The sequence below is a fragment of the Alienimonas chondri genome (genome assembly GCF_013036045.1).
Taxonomy (GTDB): domain Bacteria; phylum Planctomycetota; class Planctomycetia; order Planctomycetales; family Planctomycetaceae; genus Alienimonas; species Alienimonas chondri.
Genome location: NZ_WTPX01000002.1, coordinates 38,786 through 63,314, shown reverse-complemented (window position 1 = coordinate 63,314; position 24,529 = coordinate 38,786). Strand labels below are relative to the sequence as shown.

General features: G+C 68.8%; 20 protein-coding genes and 2 tRNA genes. 15 read left to right on the top strand and 7 right to left on the bottom strand.

What is annotated here, in order from left to right; genetic code table 11:
- Positions 1 to 134 precede the first annotated feature (134 nt).
- Positions 135 to 1,352, bottom strand: coding sequence for a phosphohexomutase domain-containing protein (locus LzC2_RS00625; RefSeq protein WP_171182623.1), 1,218 nt, complete (start codon positions 1,350 to 1,352; stop codon positions 135 to 137).
- 95 nt (positions 1,353 to 1,447) lie between these two features.
- On the opposite strand from LzC2_RS00625, the gene holA reads away from it, so the two are divergent.
- The gene (gene holA, locus LzC2_RS00620) at positions 1,448 to 2,446 is read left to right on the top strand and encodes a DNA polymerase III subunit delta (protein WP_171182621.1); all 999 of its coding nucleotides are present in this window, start codon (positions 1,448 to 1,450) and stop codon (positions 2,444 to 2,446) included.
- Positions 2,447 to 2,467: 21 nt separating this feature from the next.
- On the opposite strand, the gene LzC2_RS00615 is transcribed toward holA, so the two are convergent.
- Positions 2,468 to 3,901 (bottom strand): pectate lyase, encoded by a 1,434-nt coding sequence (locus LzC2_RS00615; RefSeq protein ID WP_171182619.1) that lies wholly within the window; start codon positions 3,899 to 3,901, stop codon positions 2,468 to 2,470.
- A gap of 400 nt (positions 3,902 to 4,301) precedes the next feature.
- Here LzC2_RS00615 and LzC2_RS00610 point away from each other — a divergent pair, with 400 nt between their 5' ends.
- Positions 4,302 to 5,711: a hypothetical protein gene (locus LzC2_RS00610; RefSeq protein ID WP_171182617.1), complete on the top strand. Its 1,410-nt coding sequence runs from the start codon at positions 4,302 to 4,304 to the stop codon at positions 5,709 to 5,711.
- A gap of 107 nt (positions 5,712 to 5,818) precedes the next feature.
- Here the strand turns inward: LzC2_RS00610 and LzC2_RS00605 are convergent, their stop codons facing one another.
- The 3 genes from LzC2_RS00605 to LzC2_RS00595 are packed head-to-tail and all read right to left on the bottom strand — an operon-like array spanning position 5,819 to position 10,045.
- Positions 5,819 to 6,838 (bottom strand): CNNM domain-containing protein, encoded by a 1,020-nt coding sequence (locus LzC2_RS00605; protein ID WP_171182615.1) that lies wholly within the window; start codon positions 6,836 to 6,838, stop codon positions 5,819 to 5,821.
- Complete coding sequence (locus LzC2_RS00600) at positions 6,838 to 8,211, bottom strand: CNNM domain-containing protein (RefSeq protein ID WP_171182613.1); 1,374 nt, start codon at positions 8,209 to 8,211, stop codon at positions 6,838 to 6,840. The genes LzC2_RS00605 and LzC2_RS00600 overlap by 1 nt, the downstream gene beginning before the upstream one ends.
- 55 nt (positions 8,212 to 8,266) lie before the next feature.
- Positions 8,267 to 10,045: an ABC transporter permease subunit gene (locus tag LzC2_RS00595; RefSeq protein ID WP_171182610.1), complete on the bottom strand. Its 1,779-nt coding sequence runs from the start codon at positions 10,043 to 10,045 to the stop codon at positions 8,267 to 8,269.
- Positions 10,046 to 10,358: 313 nt separating this feature from the next.
- On the opposite strand from LzC2_RS00595, the gene LzC2_RS00590 reads away from it, so the two are divergent.
- From LzC2_RS00590 to LzC2_RS22680, 4 genes are all read left to right on the top strand, one after another.
- Complete coding sequence (locus LzC2_RS00590) at positions 10,359 to 11,273, top strand: DUF1559 family PulG-like putative transporter (RefSeq protein WP_171182608.1); 915 nt, start codon at positions 10,359 to 10,361, stop codon at positions 11,271 to 11,273.
- Positions 11,273 to 11,773 carry a peptidase associated/transthyretin-like domain-containing protein gene (locus LzC2_RS00585; protein WP_171182606.1) on the top strand — a complete coding sequence of 167 codons (501 nt, stop codon included), beginning with the start codon at positions 11,273 to 11,275 and terminating at the stop codon, positions 11,771 to 11,773. The genes LzC2_RS00590 and LzC2_RS00585 overlap by 1 nt, the downstream gene beginning before the upstream one ends.
- 127 nt (positions 11,774 to 11,900) lie before the next feature.
- Positions 11,901 to 13,415 (top strand): PepSY-associated TM helix domain-containing protein, encoded by a 1,515-nt coding sequence (locus tag LzC2_RS00580; protein ID WP_171182604.1) that lies wholly within the window; start codon positions 11,901 to 11,903, stop codon positions 13,413 to 13,415.
- A 397-nt stretch (positions 13,416 to 13,812) separates the two neighbouring features.
- Positions 13,813 to 16,572, top strand: coding sequence for a TolC family protein (locus LzC2_RS22680; protein WP_171182602.1), 2,760 nt, complete (start codon positions 13,813 to 13,815; stop codon positions 16,570 to 16,572).
- 28 nt (positions 16,573 to 16,600) lie between these two features.
- Here the strand turns inward: LzC2_RS22680 and trpD are convergent, their stop codons facing one another.
- The gene (trpD, locus tag LzC2_RS00570; RefSeq protein ID WP_171182600.1) at positions 16,601 to 17,650 is read right to left on the bottom strand and encodes an anthranilate phosphoribosyltransferase; all 1,050 of its coding nucleotides are present in this window, start codon (positions 17,648 to 17,650) and stop codon (positions 16,601 to 16,603) included.
- A gap of 123 nt (positions 17,651 to 17,773) precedes the next feature.
- Between trpD and LzC2_RS00565 the strand changes: the two genes are divergently transcribed.
- The 9 genes from LzC2_RS00565 (at position 17,774) to LzC2_RS00525 (ending at position 23,654) form a co-directional block, all read left to right on the top strand.
- The gene (locus tag LzC2_RS00565) at positions 17,774 to 18,766 is read left to right on the top strand and encodes a nucleoside hydrolase (protein ID WP_171182597.1); all 993 of its coding nucleotides are present in this window, start codon (positions 17,774 to 17,776) and stop codon (positions 18,764 to 18,766) included.
- On the top strand, positions 18,763 to 19,353 hold the full coding sequence (locus tag LzC2_RS00560) for a NuoI/complex I 23 kDa subunit family protein (RefSeq protein WP_171182595.1): 591 nt from the start codon (positions 18,763 to 18,765) through the stop codon (positions 19,351 to 19,353). The genes LzC2_RS00565 and LzC2_RS00560 overlap by 4 nt, the downstream gene beginning before the upstream one ends.
- Before the next feature lie 201 nt (positions 19,354 to 19,554).
- On the top strand, positions 19,555 to 20,103 hold the full coding sequence (locus LzC2_RS00555; RefSeq protein ID WP_171182593.1) for a DUF2203 family protein: 549 nt from the start codon (positions 19,555 to 19,557) through the stop codon (positions 20,101 to 20,103).
- Between the two features lie 30 nt (positions 20,104 to 20,133).
- The gene (locus tag LzC2_RS00550; protein WP_171182591.1) at positions 20,134 to 20,652 is read left to right on the top strand and encodes an NADH-quinone oxidoreductase subunit A; all 519 of its coding nucleotides are present in this window, start codon (positions 20,134 to 20,136) and stop codon (positions 20,650 to 20,652) included.
- On the top strand, positions 20,649 to 21,158 hold the full coding sequence (locus LzC2_RS00545) for an NADH-quinone oxidoreductase subunit C (protein ID WP_171182588.1): 510 nt from the start codon (positions 20,649 to 20,651) through the stop codon (positions 21,156 to 21,158). Before LzC2_RS00550 ends, LzC2_RS00545 begins: the two co-directional genes overlap by 4 nt.
- A gap of 106 nt (positions 21,159 to 21,264) precedes the next feature.
- Positions 21,265 to 21,334: transfer RNA gene (locus LzC2_RS00540), tRNA-Leu, on the top strand.
- A 23-nt stretch (positions 21,335 to 21,357) separates the two neighbouring features.
- Positions 21,358 to 22,605: an NADH-quinone oxidoreductase subunit D gene (locus tag LzC2_RS00535; RefSeq protein ID WP_171182586.1), complete on the top strand. Its 1,248-nt coding sequence runs from the start codon at positions 21,358 to 21,360 to the stop codon at positions 22,603 to 22,605.
- Between the two features lie 145 nt (positions 22,606 to 22,750).
- A tRNA-Thr gene (locus LzC2_RS00530) sits at positions 22,751 to 22,822 on the top strand.
- 91 nt (positions 22,823 to 22,913) lie between these two features.
- A complete protein-coding gene (locus LzC2_RS00525) occupies positions 22,914 to 23,654 on the top strand; it encodes an RNA polymerase sigma factor (protein WP_171182584.1) in 741 nt (246 codons plus the stop codon).
- 66 nt (positions 23,655 to 23,720) lie between these two features.
- Here the strand turns inward: LzC2_RS00525 and LzC2_RS00520 are convergent, their stop codons facing one another.
- Positions 23,721 to 24,365 carry a helix-turn-helix transcriptional regulator gene (locus LzC2_RS00520; RefSeq protein ID WP_171182582.1) on the bottom strand — a complete coding sequence of 215 codons (645 nt, stop codon included), beginning with the start codon at positions 24,363 to 24,365 and terminating at the stop codon, positions 23,721 to 23,723.
- Between the last annotated feature and the right edge of the window lie 164 nt (positions 24,366 to 24,529).

Genomic DNA, 24,529 nt, shown 5'->3' with positions numbered 1-24,529 from the left:
CCGCAGGCGGAAGGACCGGGGGAGACTCGGTGTGCTTCTCAACGGTTCGAACGCATAGATCAAAGCAACCGCCGGGCAACGCCGTTTGGATGCTGAAGCCGCCGCGGGAATTGCTCCGCCGGGCCGAGTCGCGATCAACCGGAGTAGGCTCGGAGCAGCGCGGCGAGCGCCAGCGCCGCGTCGGCGGCGGGGCCGCGGGGCGTGGCGAACGCCGCGAAGCCGTCCGTGCCCAGCGCCAGCACGCTGCCCTCGTCCACCGCGGACCACAGCGCCGCGGGATCGTCCGTCGTTTCCACCACCCGCCCGCCCACGGCGGCGATCTTCAGCCGCAGGTCGTCCGCCATCTCCGCCGCGACGGCGACCGTCGGGACGTTCGGCTTCTTGGAGACCCCGCGAACTGAGTCCGCCGCCAGCGTCCGGGCCGTCTCCGCCCAGGGAATCGGCGCGCCGGCGCCGTCGTAGGCTCGGCAACGCACGGACGAAGAGTCCACCGAGAGTCGAATGTCTCCCCCCGACTCCCGCAAAGCCTCGCCATTGCCTTCCGACGGGGAGTCGAAGGGAAGAGCGAGGGTTCGTAGATCGTCCGGCAGGGCGGCGAAGAGACGCTCGAATCGCGATCGGACCGCCCCCGAAGGACTGGCCACGCTGATCCGCAGGGCCGTGAGCGTGCGGAACGCCGGCCACAGGGAGGCTTCGTGCTCCGCCTTCGCACCGCAGGATCGCTCGGCGCCGAGGAGGCGGTCGACCCGCGGTTCAGCGTTTGCGACGGCCGTCCGCTCGGCATCGCGAAGCGGACGGCCGCCGGCGCCGATCGGCACGAAGCCGACGCGTCCGGCGGGGTGATCCGGGGCGGCGAGCCACACGCCGCCCGCCGCGCCGGTCGAGCGGACGGCGAACCGCACGGCCGGTTCGAGCGCCTCGCCGAGGTGCAGCACGTCGCAACCGGCATTTCGCAGCGCCGAAGCGACCGCGAGCACGAACGGGGCATGCGTCGTGCGTTCGTCTCGGGCCAACACCACGGAGCCGCGGGGCGGGAGGGTGGCCGCAAACCGGGCGGCGAGCGTCGCCGCATCGTCCGGCGTGAAATCAGCGCCCGCCACACCGCCGAACGGATCCGGCCGTTCACGATGCGAACGTCGCTCCAATCGGCGCCGCAGCGTCGGGGCCGCTCCGTCGAGATCCACGGCGTGCGGGCACCCGACGCACTCCCGCCAGCCCGAGGCCAGCCGGGCCAGATGCGTCCCGCGGGAGATCGGAGCGGCGGCGGAAGGGCAGCGGAGCAAGTCGTCGATCCGGCGAGCGTGGAGCGTCAGCCCCATGAGCAGTTGAGAGAAGCAGGCGAGGGATAGCACAGGCCGCGCTTTGGTCGATACTGCGGGCATCGCCTTCCGAGACATTCGACGCACATGGGGCTGACGCCCCGAACCCGCCTCTCAGCTCTCCCCTCATGCACGCCGCCGAGTTCCTTAAGAAACCGCCCGGCGACATTCCCTCGGTCGTCGCGGTCCACGGAGATCAACGGTTGCTGGCGCGACGGTGCGTCGACCGCATCGCCGAGGCGGCGTTGGGGGGCGAGGATGAACCGACTCGGCTGGATGGAGAGACCGCCGACCTCGCCTCCGCGTTGGACGAACTGCGGACGGTCTCGATGTTCGCCTCCGCCCGCGTGGTCGTCGTGGGCGACGCGGACGGGTTCGTCTCCGACCATCGAGCCGGGCTGGAACGCTACGTGGCCGCGCCGGCCGCGGGCGGGGTGCTGATCCTGGAAGTCGCGAAGTGGCCGAAGAACACCCGGCTGGCGAAGGCCGTCGCGAAGAGCGGCCTGACGATCGAATGCACGGAGTTGAAGGGGGCGAAGGCTGCGGCGTACCTCGTCGGCGTGGCGAAGTCGGAGTACGAAACGACGCTGGCCAAGGACGCCGCGGAGTTGATGGTGACGCTCGCCGGCACGGACCTCGGCCTGTTGGAGCAGGAACTGGGCAAGCTGTGCGCGTTCGTCGCGGACCGCGATCCGAAGGCCGTCGCGGCGGAGGACGTGGCGGCGCTGGTGATGGACGGCTCCGTCAAGAACACCTTCGAGATGCTCGCGGAGGTGCGTCGCGGCAACGTCGGCGGGGCGTTGGCGGAGCTGGACAAGCTGCTGCTCGCGGGGGAGGCGCCGTTCAGGATCCTCGGAGGGATCGGCTTCGTGCTGCGGAAGACCGCGACCGCCGTGGACCTGTCCGCGGGCGGCGGGAACCTCTCGCGGGCGCTGGCGACGGCGGGCGTGTTCCCGAAGGAGCGGGGCGAAACGGAGCAGTACCTGCGTCGCCTCGGCCGGAAACGGGCGGAACGGTTCCGCGGGCTACTGTTGGAGGCGGACGGCGCCCTCCGCGGCGGCTCGGCGCTGCCGGACCGCACGGTGCTGGAACGGTTGCTCGTTCAACTCGCCGCGCCGCATCGCTGAGGTTCGAGCGGTCGAAATTGTTCAGCGCGGGGCCGGGGCGTCGACCCGCAGGAACGCGGCGAGGGCGGACATGTTGTCGGCGAACGTCTCGCTGGCGAGAAACCGCGATCCCACGGGAATCTTCGCCTGACCGACCAGTTTGGAACCGTCGGACGTCTCCACCCAGCGGCCCTCGTCATCGAGCGCGTCAATCGCCCGACGAGCCGCGTCGGCGAGCTTCACGGCGTTCGGCGGGGAGGGCGGGCGGCCCGATTGGGCCCGCTGCAACTTGTTCCGCAGCGTTTCGACCCGACTGCCGATCTTCCAACCGTAGTGACCGGGGAGGTTCGTATCGTCGAACGTCGGCCGGTACCCGCCGCCGTCCCGCTGCATGTAGAGGGGGCGATTCGTGTTCAACTCCAGATAACGCGGCAGCTGTCCATCCGGCAGGGCGGACCGATCGAGGTAATCGAGCGCCGCGGGGATCGGGTCGAGAAACTGCGGGTCGCCGGTCGCCGCGTGCAGGGTCAACAGAGCCTCGATCACGTCCTGCGATTCGCTCGTCACGACCGCGGGCGGCTCGAAAATTCTCGCCCACGCCGGTCGCATCTTCGCATCGTATTGCTGCGCCCAGGCGGGTTGGGGCCGGGGCAGCTGCGCCCGGATGAGGAAGTCGCCCAGTCGCCGAACCGCGGCGTCGCACCGCTCGGCAAGCGGGGGTTCGCGTTCGAGATACGTCGTGCGAGCCAGCAACAGGGTGTCGACCACCTGCCCGGCGAGCCCGTCGTTCAACGTGGCCTGATCCCAGTAATTCTTGACCCGCGGCAGCTCGCGCCAGTCGCCCTCCGGCAGAACCGCCCGCAGCGTCGGCGGGGGATCTTCCGGGTCGTCCCACACCTGTGGGAACCCGCCGCCGGGGAACTGCGCCGCAAGCAGTGCGTCGAGCCCCGTGCGGACCGCCTCGGCGATCGCCGCATGCCGGCCGTCGTGGGCGGCGTCGAGCCGGATCAGCAGTCGGAGCGCCGCGGGGGTTTGGCCGTCGTCCAGGGAGGAGGTGTTCCGACCGCGGCCGCGGCCGTTGCGATAGTCGGCGGGATTGCCGTTGGGGTCGAAGTCGATGCGGTTCGTCCAACCGCCGGACTTCAGCTGCCCGTAGACCAACGCCTCGCCGGCCGCGGTCGCGGCGGCGAGATGGGGGGCGTCGCCGGTCGCTTCGTAGGCGTTCAGAAACGCCTCGCCGACCGTCGGGGTGGCGGGGGGCTGCACCCAGATTTGCGTCGCCGTCGCCTCGCCCTCGCCCCACCGGCGGGGCCGATCGAGTTCGACGAAGTAAACGTAGCCGCCCCGCAGGGCGACCTCCTTCGCAAAGAATCGTCCGGCCCGGCGGAGGGCGTCGCGGGCTTCATCTCGACCGGGGTCGTCCGCGGCGGAGGCGGGAGCGACGACGCCGCACAGCGTCGTCAGCAGCAAAGGCACGAGCGATCGGGCGAGCACGGCGGACCTCGGGGAAGGGGCGAACGACGGAGTTTCGCGGCGGGCCTCCGGCTCCACAATCGACGCCGGGTCGGACGGGGAACGCAGCGGCTTGAGCCGATTTCTGATTTCCGGCGGAAAACGCGTTGACTGCCTGAGGCCGACTGATCTACCAACCGCCCCCGACGCGGCAGCCCCGCGCCCGACGCAATCCCGGCGGCACAACCGCCGCGGGATTCGTGGGGCGAACGGGGCAGGGGAACTCTCCACCCCGCCGCGCGACACGCCCCGCGATCTCCGCTGCTGTGCGGGATCGCAACTCCCAGCGACAACCCATTCGTCCGCGTCCCCGGCCGGCCCCGTTGCGCCGTTCGTCCGCGGAAATCCTCACGGAACAGGTGCGATGACTTCGCGTCCGATTCCGCGGCTCCGCCGCGCCAACCGCCCCGCCGCCAAACGCTTCTTCGCCGGCCTGCTGTCCGCAGCGATGGGCATCGCGATCGCCCCGTCGGCGCCCGCTCAGTTTTACGAAAGCGGCTATGGCTACGGCGGGAGCAACTGCGGGTGCTCCACCGCCAGCGCCTCGCCCTCCTATTCCAGCTCCTACTCCACCGCCTCGTACGCTCCCGTGTCCTACGGCGGAAGCTACAGCACGGTGAGCGGCTGCACGCCGATCTATCAGCAGGCGGCCGCGGTGGAGTGCATTCCCGTCCAACAGGTGCAGACGGTCGCCGTCTGTGAGCAGCCGAAGATGGTCGCCGTGCCCCGGCAGGTGACCGACCGGGTGCCGACGACGAAATACGTGTCCGTTCAGGAAACGGTCAAACGGCCGCGGACCGTCACGCGGTATGAGGAGCGGGAATTTACCGAAATGGTCCCGCAGACCGAGACCCGCACCGCGATGGCTCAGCAGGTCAACTACCGGCCGGTCAGCAATACCCAGACCGTCATCAAGGACGCCGGTCACTGGCAGACCCGTCGGATCGCCAATCCGCAGATCAGCCCTTGTCAGTACGACCCGCGGCCGGGATTCGCCGGTTCGATGAACCGCTTCCGGTACAACGTCCGCAGCATGTTCACGCCGAAATACACCACGCAGCGGCAGTACGTTCCGCAGCAGATGGCCTGCAACGTAACCACTCACAGCCAGGTCGCGGAAGTGACCAACGTGCCCCGCACCTACCAGGTGACGACGATGGTTCCGACCATCAAGAAGCGTCAGGTCGCGGTGCAGGAAGTGGTTTGGGAAGATCAGAAGGTCACCGCCCTGAAGCCGGTGACGGAGTACAAGGAAGTCTCCCGCACCGTTTACAACTACCTGCCCAGCACCGATCCGGTCGCCGTGGCGTACCTCTCCGGCCGCGGCACGACTGCGACCGCCCTGCGGCCGGAATCGGACTCCGGCTTCGACAGCGTGCCGACCCGCTCCGCCGACGCCGACGGCGACAAGTACAAACGGGACGACAACTCCGAATTCGAGGAGACGACGACCTCCTACAACGCCCCCCGTCGCGGCTCCCGCCGTCTGACCGAGGAGGCCGCCCCCGCGGCCCCGAAGGTTCGGACCCTAACCGACGCCGACCGCGAACGGCTCGCCGCGTTGAAGCTGGCGGCACGCAGCCGCGGGGCGAACGAACAGCGGATGGCCGCCCGTCCGGCGACCGATGCGGCCCCCGCCGCGGTGCGTGAGCCGGTTCGTCGGCCGGTCGCCCCGCCGGAACTGGTCGGCGCCGCCGGCCGGGTGCCGCAGGTGACCGCCGCCCGCCGCTGGGATGCCGGTCCGATGCTGCCGCTGGTCGCCAGCGCCCGGTAAGGCGACCCGGGGCGAGCCTTCTGGAGAGAACGACGGCGGCGGGGTCCATCCCCGCCGCCGTTTGTCGTTGCGCGGTGCGAACCCCGCTTCGGCAAGCCGCACGCGGTTCAGACCCGACCGAACAGTTCCCGAAGCAGCCCCCGCTCGTTGAGCACGCCGACGACCCGACCGCCGCCTGAACCGTCTGCGCGAGAAATCAGCAAACCGACGGCGTCGCCCTCGCGACGCAACTCCGCCAACGCTTCCAGCCGCGTGGCGCCCTCCGCGATCCGGGGAAGCGGCCGCAGCCAGTCGCGCGGCGCGCGATCGCCGGCGGCGACGTCGGCGACCTTCACATACCCCACGAACGGCGCCGCTTCGGCGGCCGGGACCGTCGAAGCGCCACCCGCCGGCTCAGCGGTGAGCAACACTTCTCGGACGCCCAGCGCGACGGCTTTCGCCAGCAACTCGTCCCGGGTGCAGGCCAGCGGGAAGGAGACCGCACGCTCCGGCGGCGTCGCACGTTCGCGGGCCCGACCGGGAGCGGCGTGAAGGACGTTTTCCGTTAATCGATCCTGAACGTCGGTCAGCAAACCGGCCCGGTGACCTTCATCCAGCACCTCGATCAACCGACCACGGCCCAACACGCCGCCGACGCGGCGGGAGTCGCTTTCATCGTCCTTTTCCAGCAGACGAGCGAGACCGGCGAGGGGGATCGAAACCGGTGCGGCGAGCTTGAAGATCACCAGCAGGAACGAACTCTGCCGCCCCAGAAAGTAGGAGGGGGCGAGGTAGCAGAGCCGCTTGGGCAGCAGCTCGCCGCAGACGAAGACCACCGGACTGATCAGCCAGGTCGCGATGACCTCCGGCGCCCCGCCGCCGCCGGTGGAGAACGCGGCGACCGCCACGCCGATCGCCGCGGTCGTCAGGTAATTCGCCACGTTGTTGCCGACGAGTAACGTGGCGACGAACCGGGCGGGCTGCTCCGCGAATCGCAGCACGCGGCTCGCCCGACGTTTGCCGGCCGCGGCGTGAAAGCTCAGTCGCAACGTGGAGATGCGATAGAACGCCGTCTCCGCCCCGCTGAACAGCGCAGACAGATAGACCCCCAGCGCAAACAGCCCGGCGGCGGTCAGCAGGGCGGTCATCATTCGTCGCGCCCCGATTCGCGTGAGACGTCATCGATGTCGCGCTCGACCCGCACCCGCCGCACGTCGGTGCCGCCGACGTCCTCCACCGTCAATCGCAGGCCATGCCAGACGCAGGCGTCGCCCGCCTCCGGCAACTGTTCAAGCTCTTCCAGCAACAGGCCGGTGACGGTGACGGGGTCGGTGTCCGACAGGTCGTCCGGCAGGTCGAGGCGTTTCAGGAGGTAGCGTAACGTCGTCAGACCCGCGACTTCCCAACTCTGCGGTTCGCCTGGTCCGGCGGGGCGGGGGCGGACCGGTTCGCTCCGCAGCAACCGACGGGCGCGGCTGGTATCCGGGCGGAGAATCGCATCGACGACGTCGTCGAACGTGACCACCCCGACGGTCTCCCCGTACTCGTTGATGACGCCCGCCGCCGGGCGCCCGGTCTCGCTGAGCAGCGCCCACGCCGACGCCGCGGACGCGCACCACGGCAGGAACGGCAGCGACACCGCGCGACCGTCGAGGCGTGGGTTCGCCTCGTTCGGATCCGACCCGAGCGCCGCGGCGGCAGTGTCCAACATCAAAACGCGAGATGCATTGGCCGCCGAAGGGTTCTGATGGGCAGTCCCCGCGGCTTGATCCAGGATCGGGTCGACCACCGCCACGAACCCGCCGGCCGGCACCCGCCCCCCGAGATCCGACCGCCGCACCGGACTGGTCAACGTGAGGTACGAGCCCCGCGGCCGCATGATCTCCTCGGCGGTCACGTCCGACAGATCCAAGACGTTGCGAAGGATTTGCCGTTCCAATCCGGCGAGTTCGCGAGTCTCCGTGGCGGCCTCGACGGCGTGTTCGAGGTCGTCGGCGCTGAGGTATTCCTCCGTCTCCAGCTTCGGCCAGAACGTCCGCGTCAGCGCCCGGGTCAGGGCGTCGAGCCGTGGTGACAGCGGATCGACCGCCCGCACCGCCAGCCCCAACGGCAGGGCGACCAGCCCGGCGACGGCCTTGGGCGCGGCCACGGCGACGCTCTTCGGGAACACCTCGCCCAGCAAAATGATGCTGGCAAGCCCGCCCAAACCGATGAATCCCGCGGCGGTCGCGTAGCCGTCGTGAAGGAGCTTCTCCGCCACGACAACGCTTACCACGAAATAGGTGAGGTTCGTCAGCAGGTTCCAGAACAGCACAGCCGCCAGCAGCCGGTCCGGCCGGTCCAGCAGTCGGGCCGCCGCCCGCCGCCCGGCCGATCCTCGGGAGAGGTCGCGCTGATCTTCCGGGGAGAGGAAGAACAGGGCCGTCTCGCTGCCGGAGAAGAACCCGCTCACCAGCGTGAGGGCCAGCATCGTGAGGCCGCCGGGCAGCCAGAGCGAGGCGGGGGGGAAGGCGTCCGGCACCTTCAGCGCCCCCGCCGTCGGGGCGCGACGGCGCCGGTCGAACGCAGGGGAAGGATCACTCCTTCCCCCCGCCCAGCGTCACGCCGAACTCGCTGACCGCCGGCACCAACATCGCCGCCGCGGCGAACCCGTACGCCGCCCCGACCGCCAGCAGACAGCCGAGCGGTTCGTTCAGCAGGTAGGCCGTGATGGCGTAGAACGTCATGAACGGCAGCACGAACGCCGCCGCGGAGAGGGCGTTGCTGGGTTGGCTCCAGTTGAAACTGATCAACAGCAGCACCGACCCGAACCCGATGAACAGCAGGAAGCTCTGGAACTGCAGGAAGAAATTGCTCCTCGCTTCGATCAGCAGCAGCCAGAACACGGCCAGCCCGAGGCTCAGGAAGAACACCGTCCCGAGGCTGTGTGCGATCGCCCGCCGGCTGCTCGAATGCCCGGCCGCGGCGTGCAATCCCAGCGCGGAGCAGAATACCGCCAGCACCGCGTAGCCGAGCACGAGGTACACGAACCCCTCGGCGCCCAACGTTCCTTGCCACAACAGCACGGCTGCGGGGATCAGCGGCGCCAGCAGCACCTCTTTCGCGTTGAACAGCACCCCGGCCAGCTTGCCGAGCGTGAACTCCCGCGCGGACAGATCCGTCGCGAGCAACAGTTCCAAGGTATTGCCGTCTCGCTCCGTGGTGAGCGCGGTCACGGCTTGCGCGTTGACGAGGATCAGCCCCAGCAGCCCCAACCCGGTGAGCGTCGCCGCCGCCCCGACGCCTTCCTCGCCCGCGGCGGGCAGGGCGAACGCCGCCCCGACGCACAACGCCACGAACGCCAGTTTGATGAGAATCGCCTTCCGCCCATAGGCCCGCGTGCGGATCTCCCGCCACAGCACCGGGTTCGACCAAACCGGCCGCTCCGCCCGCTTGCGGACGGCGGCGGCCCCCGAGTCGACGGCTGCTTCGCCGACCGCGGCGGGATCGGCTGAGGCAGCCGTCGAAGGGCCGGCCGTCGGTTCCGTCGCGGGGATGTGCACGTTGCGGGTCGGGTTCCAAGCCCGCAGTCGCCAAATCGTGACGCCGGCCAACACTGCCGACAACAGCGTCAACGCGGCGACCGGCCCGAGCGCCGACACCGCCGCCGGTCCCGTCACGTCCGCAACGCCTTCGATCGGAGTCGCAGCCGGGTTCATCAGCCCGGCCAACGCCCGAAACGGGTTCAGCGCGGCGCCCCATCGACCGACCGTCGAACCCGTCCCGCCGATCTGCACGAGCGCCTCCGTCACGCCCAGCCAACCGACCAATCCCAGCACGCCGAGAGCGAGGCTCTGGAACGTCTTCTCACGCCAGAACGCGCACAGACTGCCCCACGTCCCCGCCGCGACCGAAGCCGCGGCGCAGAGCGCCAGCGACCACAGAATCTGAGCGACGCTCACCCCGCCCGACAGCCGTAGCAGGAAGAACACCGGCGCCCCGCAGGCAATCAGCACCGCGACGCCCAACAAACTCGCAGACAGCTTGCCGAGCACCAATTCGCTGCTCCGCAGATCCGTCATCAACAGCAGAATGAGGGTCCGTCGATCCTTTTCCTGCGCGACGTTCCCGGCCGCGAACAGCAGGGCGAAGAACAGGCACAGCGTCAGCTGCACCATCGACAGCAACTGAAACGCCAGCGCTCCGAATCGCGCCCGCCCCGCCGCGGAGAGATCGCCGGTCAGGCCGACGAGCGCCTTCTCCGCCGTATAGAGCAGCACGAACAGCGCGAGCACGTACCCCGCCCGCAGCACGAAGTGCCGTGCCGACCGCGGCGCGGTGCGGGCCTCCCGCGTGAAAATCGGACCGGTAAGCAACGGGAGCGGCGGGGACTCGGGGCAGGGGATCGGCGGGCGAAGTGTAACGCCCCCCCGCCGGGACGCATGCGTTCCGCATTCCCCGCATCCGCCGAGCCGTCCGATCCGGCGCCGAAGAACGATCTTCCCCCGAAGCGGCGCGGACGGTTCAGAGATTTCGCAGCGCCGGTTGCGGAAACCCGGCAAGGGGGCCATGATTGTTGACGTTGAGAGTCAATCTCAACTCTCAGTCGACCGCGGGACGCTCCGGGCACGGAGCCGCCGTCAGATTTACAGGCTGGATCGTCTTTCCCCCTCGTTGAGACCTTCCCGGATGCTTCTGTCTTCTCCTCCGTCTACACGCCCGCGACGCCCTGCCCGCGCCGGGTTCACGCTGATCGAGCTGCTGGTGGTCATCGCGGTCATCGCGATTTTAGTGAGCCTCCTGCTGCCCGCGGTCCAGCAGGCCCGCGAAGCCGCCCGCAAGATGCAGTGCGGCAATAATCTCAAGCAGATCGGCTTGGCGATGCACAACTATCACGGCACGTACCGCTACTTCCCGCTGACCTGGACCGACAACACGGCGAACTGGGCCGTGGCGATTCTGCCCCAGACGGACGAGGGCAACGTCGCAGACCTCTACGACTACTCGCTGCCGTGGGACGACCCGGCGAACGAACCGCTGAAGGAGTTGATGCCGACGACCTACTCCTGCCCGTCCAACCCTTCCGGCGGACAGTTGCTGTCGGACAACGGCTGGCAAACGACCGACTATTCCGTCCTGCGGAACGCCTCCGACTGGGCCAACCATGACTCGCTGTTCGACGGCTCCCCGCACCGTATCGCCGACGTGATCGACGGCACGACGAACACCTGCATGATCTACGAATCGGCCGGCCGTTCCTCGCTGTATGTGGAGGACGTCGAGAATCCCACCATGAACGGCGCCGACCCGCCCTGGGCCTACGGCCGATCGAAAGATCCCTGGGCCTCAGACAGCAACGCAGGCTGGTGGTTCACGCAGGCGATCGTTTGGAACGACCCGGGCGACTTCGACGTCTTGTGGTCGACCGGTGACCGGGTCGTCAACGTCGCCAACTGGTTCGGAGCGCCGTACTCCTTCCACGCCGGCGGCGTGAACTTGGGAATGGCCGACGGCTCGGTTCAATTCCTGAGCGAAAACACCTCCTACGACGCCATTTCCGCTCGTAGCTCGATCAACGGCCGCGAAGTCGTGGAGGGCTTCTGATGAGGCGGCTCCTCGCTTCACGCGCTCGCCGGGTCTCCCGGTTCGGCGGCCTCGCGGCGCTGTGCTTGGTCGGGTGCTCCGGCCAAGAGGATTGGCAGGTCGAGACTCAACCGGTCAGCGGCTCCCTCCGAATCAACGACACGATCCCGGAGAACGCGGTCGTCACGCTGCACCCGCAAGGCGGGCCGATCGACGTGCGGAAATCGAAGCCGTGGGGCAAGGTGCAAAGCGACGGCACCTTCACCCTGCAGACCTACGAGCAACACGACGGCGCCCCGCCCGGAACCTACGCCCTGACCGTCGTGTGGCGGAAGAATCCGGCGGTGATGGGTTCCCCCGATCAGCTCGGCGGGGCGTACGACGAGGTCCGCGAATCACAATGGACCGTGTCCGTGGAAGAGGGGCGTGAGGAGCTGGCTCCCATCGCGATCGAGGGAGTCGAGCTCATCCGCGGCGAAGGGCGCCTCATGGCGCCGCCCGACGAGCCGCGGTCCCGCTAGGGCGAATCCCTGTGTGTCGTAGCGGCGGCTTCCAGCCGCCGACTCTCGGCGTGGCCGTTCCTGCGACCCACGCTCTCGCCCGCCGCCGGCCATGTCGGCCGCGTCGGACCAATCCCGAGGAACCCCGATGGGCCATCTCACCGCCGCCGAGCCGACGGCCGACGCCTCCGAGAACGCGGTCGCCGGCGCCCCGGTCGTCCCCGTTCTCTCCCCCCGTCGAGAGGTGCCCTCGCGGCGCCCGACGCCCCGAGCGGACCGGAAGGCGGGGCAGTCCCTGTTTCGCGTGATTTGGCGCTGGCACTTCTTCGCCGGGCTGCTGGTCTCCCCGATCGTAATGACCGCGGCGCTGACCGGCGGGGCCTATCTCTTCAGCGCCGAGATCAGCGACGCGGCCAACAGCGACCTGCTGTTCGTGGAGGACTCCGGCGCCTCGGTCTCCGCGGAGGCGACCGCCGCGACGGAGGCGTCGGCTTCCGCAATCCTCGCGAACGCCGAAGCCGCGGTTCCCGAAGGGCGGGCGACGCGACTGACGTGGCGGTTCGACCCACGGCGGACGGTGGAGGTCGCCGTCGAACCGGTCTCTCTCGGGGAAGTCTCGAAGGAGGATCTTGGGAAAGAAACAGGCGGGCGGATGGCGACGGTGTACGTCAATCCCCGCACCGCCGAGGTACAGGCGGTCTCTGACGGCCCGCTGAAGCTCGGAGGGTTCTTCGGCGTCGTGCTGAAGATCCACCGACAGCTGTTTCTCGGCAGGACCGGCCGCATCCTCGTGGAGTTGGCGTCCTGTTGGACGATCGTCCTGTTCCTGACCGGCGCCTATCTCTGGTGGCCCCGCCGCCGGGAGAAGGTGCGAGGGGTTTGGAAACCGCGCTGGTCGGCCAAACCCTATACGCTCCTACGCGATCTGCACGCCGTCGCGGGAATCTATCTTTGGCCGGTCTGCATGACGATCCTCGTCTCGGGCCTCTTCTACACGCTCTTGTGGGGAGAATCGTTCCACCTCGTCAGCCAACAGGCGTTCGGCACGGCGCCGGCGGTGGCCGACGACCCAGTGCCGGCTGGGGAAGAGGCCGAGAACGCCGCGGAGGCTCCCGACGAGATTCCCATCGAGACCTTCTCCATTGAGCAGGCGGTGGCCGCGGCCCGAAGCCTTTATCCCGATCGAGACGTCACCGTCAAAATTCCGGCCGAGTCGACGGGCGATTACGAGGTCTCCGCGATCAACGACTACGCGCGCGGCACCTACGGGGCGATGGAATCGACCGGCCTGAAATTGGACCGGCGTAGCGGCGAAGCGTTCGGCCACGACGATCTCGCGGACAACGTGCGGTACTGGTGGCATACCTGGGCCTACCCGCTGCACGTCGGCAGCGTGCTCGGCCCCTCCTCGAAAGTTGTCTGGCTGATCGCCTGCCTGGCGCTGGTCGCACTGCCGTTCACGGGGCTATGGATGTGGTGGAAGCGACGCCCCGCGGGGCGGTCCGGGTTTCCCCGCGAAAGCTCGCTGGAGGTCGTGTCCGTTTGGCTCTGGGGGGCGATCTCGGCGCTCTGTTTGCTCCTGCCGGCCTTCGGGATCTCCCTGGCGCTGGTCGTCATAATGGACTGGGCCTACGGCAAGCTGCGTCCGTCCCTCGCGGAATAGCGAGTCGCAAGCGGCCCGACAGGCCGAGACGCGAGCCGAGGCCGGATGAGCTTGTGGACGCTGTTCCTCCCCGACTCTTGCCTCCGGCCACTGCCGCACCTGGGCAGGTAGGGGTGACCTGACAGACGCTTCGCCCCCCACGCAGGTGGGCGACTCTAACGGTCGCGACCGTTGCTCTGACAACGGATAGCAGGTGCGGGTCGTGCGGGCGCGACCGCCGATGACGGCGGTGCGGTCTCGTCTGGGCAATCGGGCGGCGCCGTTCTTCCGGATTGAACCTCATCGCACGGGCGATCAGATGACTCGGCCCAGCACTATTGCTCTCAACGTTCTTACCGTCGGCGCCCGCTCGGCGCGATGGCGGCGCGCCATCGGCCTCGGAGCGTTCGCGGCGCTCGTGACGGCGCCCGGCTGCGCCTGGGTCGGCGGCGGATCGACGGCGGAACCGAATCTCACCTACCTCGGTGATGCCCGACCGGCGGAGCATATCGAGACCGGCGCCAAGATTTCCTACGCGCACGGCGTGGAGAACGACGTCCGCCCGCTGCTCAACGGCGCCGCCCCGCGGACCGTCGCGGACATGGCCCATGCGGAGATCTGGGATCTGCCGCTCGACGCCGCGGTGAAGATCGCCCTGGAGAACAGCGAGATCCTCCGCACCGTCGCCCCCCGCGGGAACGCGACCGGCACGGGCTTCCAAACCGCCGCCCTCGCCAACCCCGACGGCACGCCGAGCCTGTTCGACCCGGCGATCGCCCAGACCGGCGTGCTCTTCGGCAACCGCGGCGTCGAGGCGGCGTTGGCGGACTTCGACGCCAACTTCACGTCGTCGCTGCTGTTCAGCCGCGACGAGACGCTGGGCAACAACGCAGGCTTCGGGAATTTCGGCGGGACCGCCGCCGGCGTCGGCGCCGCCGCTCTGACCCCCGGCGAGACCGTCACGAACAGCTCCGCTTATCAGGCCCAACTGGGCAAGACGCTCGCGACCGGCGGCTCGGTGGCGGCCTTCGGAAATATCAATTACCTCGACACGGATCCGTCCTTCGGGGTGTTCCCGAACTCGTACGACTCGAACGTCGGCCTCCGATTCAATCAGCCGCTGCTGGCCGGGTCCGGCGTCGAGTACACCCGCATCGCGGGTCCGCGGAACCCGAACTTCTCCGCGATCACCGGCGTGAATCAGGGCGTGATCATCGCCCGCATCAACGAGGATATTAATCTCCTGACGTTCGAGCAGAACGTCCGCGACCTCGTCAAAAGCACCGAGGACGCCTACTGGAATCTGTACAACGCCTATCGGCAGTACGACACCCGGCTGACGGCTCGCAATAGCGCCCTGCGGACCTGGCGCGACCTCCGCGACCGACGCGAGATCGAAGACCTGCGCAGCGACGAACTCGGCGAGAGTCAGTTCGAGGATGAGGACGCCCTGCGGACGATCGCCTTCCAGACCCAGCAAAGCGACGGGAACACCACTCCCGCCCAACTGGCCCAGGCGGAGAACCAGTACTTCCAGCAGAAATCGCTGGCGACGCAGGCGCTCAACGACATCTACGCGGCGGAAGCCGAACTGCGTCGGGTGATGGTGCTGCCGGTCAACGACGGCCGCGTGATCCGCCCGGCGACCGAGCCGATCACCGCGGAGTTCGTCCCCGACTGGCACGCTTCCCTCGCCGAGGCGCTCTGCCATCGGCCGGAACTGCGTCAGCAGAAGTTCCGCATCAAGTCGCTCGAATACCAGCTGACGGCCGCCCGCAGCCTGACGCGGCCGAGCCTCAACTTCACCTCGCAGGTGCAGGTCAACGGGTTCGGCGACGACCTGATCGCGGACGAAGGCGATTCCAGCGCCTTCGGTACGCTCGCCGACGGCGATCAGACCGGCTGGCAGTTGGGGCTGGAATACAGCGCCCCGATCGGCTTCCGGCAGGCCAACCTGCAGGTGCGGAACCTCGAATACCGGCTGACCAAGGCCCGCAAGGTACTCGCCGCGCAAGAGCTGGACGTGTCGCATCAACTCGCGGACGCGTTCCAGCAGGTCGCGCTGCGGCACGCCACGGCGACGAACTTCTTCAATCAGATCGGCGCCGCTCAGGAACGGGTCCGCATCCTCGACGCGCAACGGTCCGAGGGCGCCCTGCGGACGGACTTCCTGCTCCGGGCCCAAACGGATCTCGCCGCCGCGGAAGGGGCGTACTTCCAAGAGATCGTCGCTTACAACCAGGCTCAGGCGTTGCTGCAACTGACGAAGGGCACGCTGCTGGACGCCAACGGCGTGCAACTCGCCGAGGGCATGTGGACGCCGAAGTCCTATCAGCAAGCGATGCGGCGGGCGTGGGAGCGGAGCCACGCCCTCCCCGCGGAGCACCTGCAGACCAGCCCGGCGCCGTTCACCGTGCCGGAGGACGAGCGAGCCTGTCCGCAGTTCCTGACGAACGGTTGCCCGTCCGGTCCGGCGTTTCTCCCGCAGCAGGCGCCGACGGACTTCACTCCCGGCCCGCTGCCCCCGCCGGTCCATGTGCCTGAGCCGAGCCCGGGCGAAGCGGCCGCCGATCGAACGAACACGTTGGCGGCGCCGGAACCCGCGCCGGCCCCCGTCCCGGTCGCCCCGTTGCCGACGCCCGCCCCGGAGCGGGAACGTTCGCCCGGCGACGTGAAGGAGCAACCGGCCGACCCGCTGGATCTCGTGCCGGAATTAGACGGCGTGGTCCCCGACGAATTGGACGTCGATGCGATCTTGAAAGGTCTCGATCTGGCGCCGCCGGACGAGGCTGGATCATCGGAGAGCGGACCGAGCGGCGAACCGATGTCCGCCGCGGAGACGCTTCGCAGCGCCCGGCGCTCCCGGATTATGGGCGACGCCCAGCGGTCGCCCCGGGCGACGGGTCGGGTGACGCCCGTCGCCGGCACGGTGCCGGTGATGAAGCCCGTGTCGACGCCGCAACCCGCCGCAACGAAGTGGACCGCCGCGCCGACGACCACGGAACGCTCCGCGGCGGCCTCGGCCCCCGTGGAGAAGAAGTGGCACAAACCGCGGAAGGCCCGCCCCGCCGCGTCGTTCCCGGCGGACGAACCGGCCCAGTTCCACACCCCGAAGACTGTCGTGCCGGCCGTCGAGGAACAACCGGTCAGTCTGGGCGAGTGGGTCTCCGGCGACTGACCGCGGCTGGATGGCCCCCAGGCGACCGTCAGTCGTTCGTCCAAGCCGCAAGTCGTGCGAGCACGTCCGCGGCCGCCCCGGCGTCGAGGCTTTCGGCGACGCGGGCCACCGCGGCCCGCGGTTCGGTCTCGGCGCCGACCGCCAGCAGGCCCGCCGCGGCGTTCGCCGTCACGATCGCCCGCGCCGGCCCCGGTTCGCCCTTCAGAACGCTGCGAATGATCGCGGCGCTCTCCGCGGGGCCGTCGGCCTTGAGGTCATCCGCGGCGATCGTCGCCAGCCCCAGCGTGTCCGCGGTCCACGTCTCCCGCGTCACGCCGTCCGGGGTAGCGACGAACACCGCCGTCTCGCCCCACAGGCTGACTTCGTCCAGTTCGTCATTGCCGCACACGACCAGCGAGCGATTCGTTCCGAGCGCCTGCAGGGCGTCTGCAATCAGAGCCGCGTGCGCCGTCGTCGCGGCGCCGAGTAGCTGATGCCCGGCGCCCGCGGGATTCGTCAGGGGGCCGAGCAGATTGAACAGCGTTCGGACTCCCAGCCCTTTCCGGACCGGCCCCGCGTGCCGCATCGCCCCGTGCGAGGCCGGGGCGTAGGCGAAGCCGATGCCGACGTCGGCGATGCACTCCCCGACGCGGTCAGGGGTCAGGGAGACGTTCACCCCTAACGCTTCCAACACGTCCGCCGAGCCGCTCTTGGAGCTGACCGACCGGTTCCCGTGCTTCGCCACCCGGACGCCGCAGGCCGCGGTGACCAGCGCCGCGGCGGTCGAAATGTTGAAGGTGGAAAGCCCGTCGCCGCCGGTGCCGCAGGTGTCCAGCAGCGGAGCGGGGGAGCCGTCGGCGGGCGCCGCGACGGGCGCCGCCGTCATCCGCTCCCGCATGGCGGAGGCGGCGCCGACCAGTTCCTCAGCGACTTCGCCCTTCATCCGCAGGGCGACGAGCAACCCGGCGAGAGCGTGCGAGTCGGCCTCGCCGTCCATCACCAGGCCGACGGCCTCGCGCATCAGGTCGCGAGGTACATCGCGTCGCTCCAGGGCCAGAGCGAAGGCGCGACGGACGGAATCGGGGGCGTGGGCGGACATCGCGGGGCACCGTGAATCCGCCGCGTCCAAATCGCAAGCGGAACAGGGATGCCAAGACGGACGGGACGACGGCGGTTAGGATGACATCGCCCGCCCCTCGCCCGCCGAACCTCGGTCCGTTCGATGCCCCGGAAGCTCATCATCGACGCCGACCCCGGCATCGGGGACGCGCTGGCGATCACGCTGGCCGTTCTCGATCCGGACATCGATCTACTGGCCGTCACCGCGACCGCCGGTTGCGTCGACGGTCCCACCGCGACCCGCAACGTCACGGCGATTCTCACGCTGCTCGACCCGGATAAACGGCCGAAGGTCGGCGCCTGCGAAGCGGGGGACGCCGGCGTCGGACCGGAGTTCGGCGGGGAAGAGCTTGATTGGGCCGCGGTGAACGGGCCGGACGGCCTCGGCGCCTGGCAACTGCCGGATGTGGAACTGTACGCCCCGCGCGATTCGCCCCGTTTGCTGGTCGAACTCGTCCGGGAGCACGAGGGCGAAGTCACGCTGCTGACGCTCGGTCCGCTGACGAACGTGAAGCTCGCCGCGGAGCGTTGGGGCGGGTTCTACGAAGCGTTGGGCGGCCTGGTGATCGGCGCCGGGTCGGTGGAGATCGGCGGGGACGCCACCGCGGCCGCGGAGTTCAACGTCGCCGCCGACCCGCTCGCCGCCCGCAGCGTGCTGACCGGCCGGTCTTCGAAGACGCTGGTTCCGCTGGACGTGACCCGCCGACCGGTACTCAGCCCCTCGGCTCACGAGACGCTCAAGGGCGCGGTCCGCGGCGGGGCGGGCGAGTTGCTAAGCCAGATGCTGCCGTGGGCGCTGCGATCGAATCATCAGCATTTCGGCGTGGAGGGGATCAGCTTGCAGGAGCCGACCGCGTTGGCCGCCGCCGTCCGCCCCGAACTGTTTGAACGAGAGGAAATGGCCGTGGATGTCGAAACCGCCGGCGACCTGACCTACGGCATGACGGTCTTCGACCGCCGCGGCGTTCGGCGTTGGCAGACGAACACCGAAGTCGTCCGGGAGGTCGACGCCGCCGGCGTGCAGGACTACGTCCTTTCCGTCCTCGCCGGCGACGATCTCGCAGACAACGGAGCCGGGGCAGGGGGGACGCGATGAACGAATGGTTCCGCAATCTGAAGACCGCCGTCGTCACGGTCGCTCAGGGATTGGGCGTCACGATGAAGGCGGCGCTGCGCACCTACCGTCGCAAGACCTACACGGAAGCCTACGAGTACCCGGAGAAGCCGCTGCCGGTCGCGGCTCGCTATCGCGGGTTCCATCGGTTCGACCTCACGGCGTGCATCGGCTGCGATAAGTGCGCCGTCGCCTGCCCGGTCGACTGCATCTACATCGACAAGACGATGGACACCGGCCCCGACGGGAAGAAAGGCTTCCGCGTCGACGGCTTCACCATCGACTACACCAAGTGCATGTTCTGTGCGTTGTGCGTCGACCCGTGCCCGGTCGACTGCATCTTCATGGGGTCCACTCACGACCTCAGTTGCTACACCCGGGACGGGTGCAGCGTGGACTTTGCGAAACTGCCGCTGGAGGCGGCGTGGGGCCGCGCGACGCTCAACCCCACGATCGTCGCGGAGAGTAAAACGCTCGCGGAGCCGGTCTGGGTGAAGGGCGAACCGGGGATGCCCGCTCCGGACGGGGCCGCCGTGCTGCCCGTGATTCAGAAGCCGAACTCCGCTTGAAACGGAAGTCCACCCGATTGACGGGGTTCCTTCAAAACAGGACGGATGGGGACGATCCGAGTTTGACGGACACGCGGCCGGCGCCGTGTGGGTTTGGCTTTCCGACGAGAGAAGGGAAAGATAGTTCCGTCCCGGGTTGCGCCACGCGGCCATGAAGACTGCGATCCCCGTGTCGTTCCGGTTCCCGACCGCATAGCTCCCATGCAACGCCGCCCCCCCGAGTCTCCCAGCGCCGGTCCGCCGACCGCTGGCCCGCCGCGGCGCTCGATCGGTCGTCCGTCGGCCCTGTTCTCCCCGGAGCGGGCGACCGCGACGCTGCCGCTGGTTCGTCGGATCGTCGGCGACGCCGTTCCGTTGGCGTTGGATCTGGCGGAACGCCGCGCCCGATTGGCTTGGATCCGGCGCACGCCGGGCGCCAAGCGGCACTTCCACGGCCCGCACGCGGAGGAACTGGACGAAGCCGAACGGCTGCTCGCCCGGGACGCCGACCGCCTCAGCGAGTTCGTCGCGGAAATCCGCCGCCTCGGCGCCGTGTTGCGGGACGCCGCCGCGGGGCTGGTCGAATTCCCCGGCCCCCGCCTCACGGCGGACGGCGAGGCGCGCGACGGCTATTACAGTTGGCGACCGGGCGAAGACGCCGTGACGCACTGGCGGCCCGCCGCCGCCGACCCCGCCGACCGCGCCCCGGTGCGGGGGCCGGCTCTTCCGCTGGCGACGACGGAGCTTCCCGTCGTGGATCACGCGGCCTAATCGTATTCTGAGAAGGAGTGAGGGACCGAGATGGACCTCGCCGGGCACCTGCTGATCTTTGCCGTCGCCGCGATCGTCGCACTGGCGGCGCCGCTGACGTTGGGCCGATTGATCCGCCCGAAAAACCGCACGCCGGACAAATCCGCAATCTACGACTGCGGCGAGGAGGCGATCGGCAGCAGCTATCTAAAATTCGATCTGCGGTTCTACGTCGTTGCCCTGCTGTTCATCGTGTTCGATGTCGAATTGGCGTTCCTGTTTCCTTGGGCCGCGGTGTACGGCTCCGCGATCGCCCTGACGGACCCGACGTTGTCCGAAGGCGTGCGACTGGGCCTCACCGAACGCCTCGGCGGACACACGCCCGGCACGCTGCCGATCGAAGCGACCCTCACCGCCGGCGACGCGACCCGGTTGGCGATCGGCGGGGCGCTCGATCTGGCCGTGTTCTTCGGGGTGTTGCTGGTGGGCTTCGCGTACGTCTGGAAGCGCGGCGACCTCGATTGGGTCAAAACCGTCGCCGGGCAAGCTCGACAGGACGCCTTGAGATGAGCGCCGAAGACCTCCACGCCGCCCTCCGCGATCGCTTCGGCGACGCCGTCCGCGATCTGCACGCGGCGACCAATCCGTGGATCGAGATTGCGGCGGACGCTGTGCCGGACCTGCTGACGTTCGTACGGGACGAACTGGGTTTGCAGCACCTGAACGATCTCACCGCCGCGGACATCGCCCCCCGGCCGGGCGAAGAGTCGAAATTCGAGGGCGAGCCGCGTCTGGAGGTCGTCTACCGGCTCTCCGACTTCCCGCTGACCCGCACGCTGACCTTGAAGGTCGTGCTGCCGCGCGGCTCGGACGACGACTTGCCGGAAATCCCCACGGCGTCCGGCGTGTTCCCCATCGCCGCGTGGCACGAGCGAGAGACGTTCGACCTGCTCGGCGTGCGGTTCGTCGGTCACCCAAACCTCACCCGCATCCTCACCGACGACGACTGGGTCGGCCACCCGCTGCGAAAGGACTACCAGCAGCCGGAGGAATACGGCGGGATTCGCTGTCGGTGAGTCGTTGAGTCGTTGTCACGCGGAGGCTCTGCGGAGCGTCCACGTTACAATCCCATGGGGCTTCGTCTGGAACGCGATGGCTAGCGGGCGACCTCCGTCGTTGATCCCGCCGGTTGACTGCGGGTAGGCCGTTCTAGACGAACGGTCATCGGGGGTTCGATTCCCCCCCGGGCGAAGCCCTTTCCGCTTTCGAGAAGTCATGAACGCCGTCGCTGACCCACTGCTCGACCCGCGGACGATTGAGTTCGACGTTCGCACTGACGAGATGCTCGTCAACATGGGGCCGCAGCACCCCAGTACGCACGGCGTGCTGCGGCTGCTGCTGCGGACCGACGGGGAGATCGTCCGCGAGTGCACGCCGCACATCGGCTACCTGCACCGCTGTGCGGAGAAGATCGGCGAGAACCTCACGCCGGCTCAGTACATCCCCTACACGGATCGGATGGACTACCTCGCCGCAATGAACATGAACCTCGGCTGGTCCTGCACCGTCGAGAAACTGTTGAAGATCGACGTGCCGGAGAAGGGCCGGCACCTGCGGGTCGCGATCGCGGAACTGGGTCGGATCGCCTCGCATCTACTGGGAATGGGGGCCTACGGGTTGGATCTCGGCTCGTTCAGCCCGTTCCTGTACGCCTTCCGCGAGCGGGAGATAATCCTCGACCTGTTCGAGCACGCCTGCGGCGCCCGGCTGACTTACAGCTACCTCACCCCCGGCGGGGCGACGCACGATCTGCCGGAGATCGTCCCGCTTCCGCCCGGCCTCGCTCAGGTCACCGGCGTGGCGGAGGGAACCGAGATGAGTTGGTGCGACGCCGTGCGTCGGTTCCTCGATTGGTTCGAGCCGCGGATCGAGGAGTACCACACCCTGTTGACTCGCAACGGCATCTTCATCAAACGGACCGCCGGGATCGGGGAGATGTCCGCCGCGATGGCGATCGGCCACGGCTGCACCGGCCCGACGCTCCGCGGCAGCGGCGTCGACCACGACCTCCGCAGGGACGGGGAGGAGATCTACGCCCGCCACTACGAGGGCTACGAGTTCGAGATCCCCATCGGCCCGTTCCCGGACGCCCCGCCGGACGCGATTCTCGGCGACAACTGGACGCGGTTCTATTGCCGCATGCTGGAGGTCGTGCAGAGCGTCTCTCTCGTTCGGCAAGCACTGGACCGGTATGAAGCGACGGACGGGCCGTTCCGCATCGCCCACCGTTGGAACCAGAAGCTGCCCAAGGACGAGTGCTACCTCGAAACCGAGTGCCCCCGCGGTCAGATGGGATTCGGGATCGTGGGCGACGGCACGCCGATCCCGGTGCGGACGCGGGTGAAAAGCAGTTCGTTCTGCAACCTCTCCGTGATCGGCCCGCTGAGCGTCGGCTGTTTCATTGCGGACGTACCGTCGATTCTGGGCAGTTTGGACGTGGTGATGGGGGAAATCGACCGCTGAGGGTCGGAGAAGCTGGAACCGAATCGAGCAGCCCCGCTTCCGGACCGAACCTCAAACGGCCCCGCGTGGTCTTTACGACGGGGCCGGGTCGCTTTACGATCCGCCCGTCATCCGAACGGGGCGTCCCGCATCGTTTGGAAACGCTGCCGTCGTAGCTCAGTGGTAGAGCGACGCTCTCGTAAAGCGTAGGTCGTGGGTTCAAATCCCACCGACGGCTTTCTTTTCGGTCTGACGGGCGATGACCGTGGCGAAGGATCGTGGCCGCGCCCCAGGATCGGGGCGTTCGTCCCACCCTTTCGGCCTCCGCCGTGCTTCGCACCCCGACTTCGATGGAACTCTCCCGCGGTGGAGCTGCGTCGAACGCCTCCCATGTGAGGACCGTCGATCCGAGCGCGGGCGTCACGCAATTTCTCGCCGAGGTCCGCAAAGGCAATCGCGAGGCGGTGGGCGAGGTCGCCCGTCAGTTGCTGCCGCGGGTCGTGCGGATTCTGGAACGTAAACTGCGCGGATTGCGGGCCGCGGACGCCGAAGTCGTCGCGGGTAGCGTGTTCCTGGCACTTTGGAACCACGCCGGAGACGGCCGCTTCGGCGCCGGCACGCTCTCGGATTCCGAGGATCTCTGGCGCTGGCTGATGCGCGTCACCGATCGCAAGGCGATCGATTACGCGCGGCGCGAGAAGGCCGCCAAGCGAGGCGGCGGGCAGACGCGCGGGGAAGGGGACATCTGGATCAGCGACAGCCAGTCGTCCGGGCTGGACGGGACGGAAGGCCCGGAACTTTCCCCGGTGGAACTGGCCGCATTCGCGGACACGTTCGAGAGCCTCATGACGGCTCTGCCGAACGACACCACCCGACAGGTGGTCGTCCTCCGGCTGGAAGGGCGTACCAGCGGCGAGATCGCTCGGCTTCTCGATGTGTCCACCAAAACCGTCAAGCGCAAGCTCGCCGGGACTCGGCAGTTGATCTGTTCCGGAGCCGTCGACGATCTGGCCGCGCCCGCCGATCGACAGGCCTCGAGCGACTCCACCCTCGCCTCGTCCGCCGACTGACGTGCCCCGACGCGCCGTGCAGACGCGGCGCTGTTCAGCGTCGAGGAAGCCCGACGCGGCGACGTCTCAGGGAGCCATATCTCGCCACCGACGCCGGCGCCCCCAGCCGCGTTTGAGGAACTGCGCTTGAAGCTCCCCGCGGCTGGTCACGCCGAAGTGCCGGTAGATGCGGTGCACCTGCTTGTGCACCGTGCCGTCCGAGACATTGAGCACGCCGGCGACCTCTTTCTCCAGCAGTCCGTCGAGCCAGTGATGCAAGACGGTGCGGGCGCGGTGGGTGAGGGTCTCGGGCGAAGGCTCCCCGGGATGTGCCAACCGCCGCCCCGAGGAGGCGAGTTCGCGAACGACGACTTTCGTCAGTTGGGCGCCGGCAGCGGCCACGTCCCCGTCGTCTGCGGCGCCGATCAGCAAAGCGATGACCCGGCCGCGCCCGTCCCGCCAGCCGATCGCGGCGCCGATCTGCGTGTCGCCGGCTTTCCCAGCGCGCGGGGAGGGGCGGCGGGACTCCGGAAAATCGCTTCGCGAGAGGATCCTGGAAACGCCGGCCCGACGTTCGTCGTCAGAACTGGGTTGCGGGATACGCTGCGAGGTGACGGCCGCAGCCTCGCGCAATGCGGCCTGCGCGGATTGCAGGCTACGTGCGGAGCACTTCGTTTGCAGCACGTCCCAGTCGCCGACCGAGTACAGCTTGTTGCTCTCGGGGAAGATCACGGCCGCTCGATCCGCACCCGTCCAGTTCAGGACGCCCGCTAAAAGGATGTTCGTCCAGCAGGCCGGGTTCTCGCCGCATTCCAGACATTTTCGGGCCGTGCGACAGCCCCCGACGACCTCGCCGATGGTGAGGCGCCGCGATGCCGGAAGCGCCTCTGTCTGAA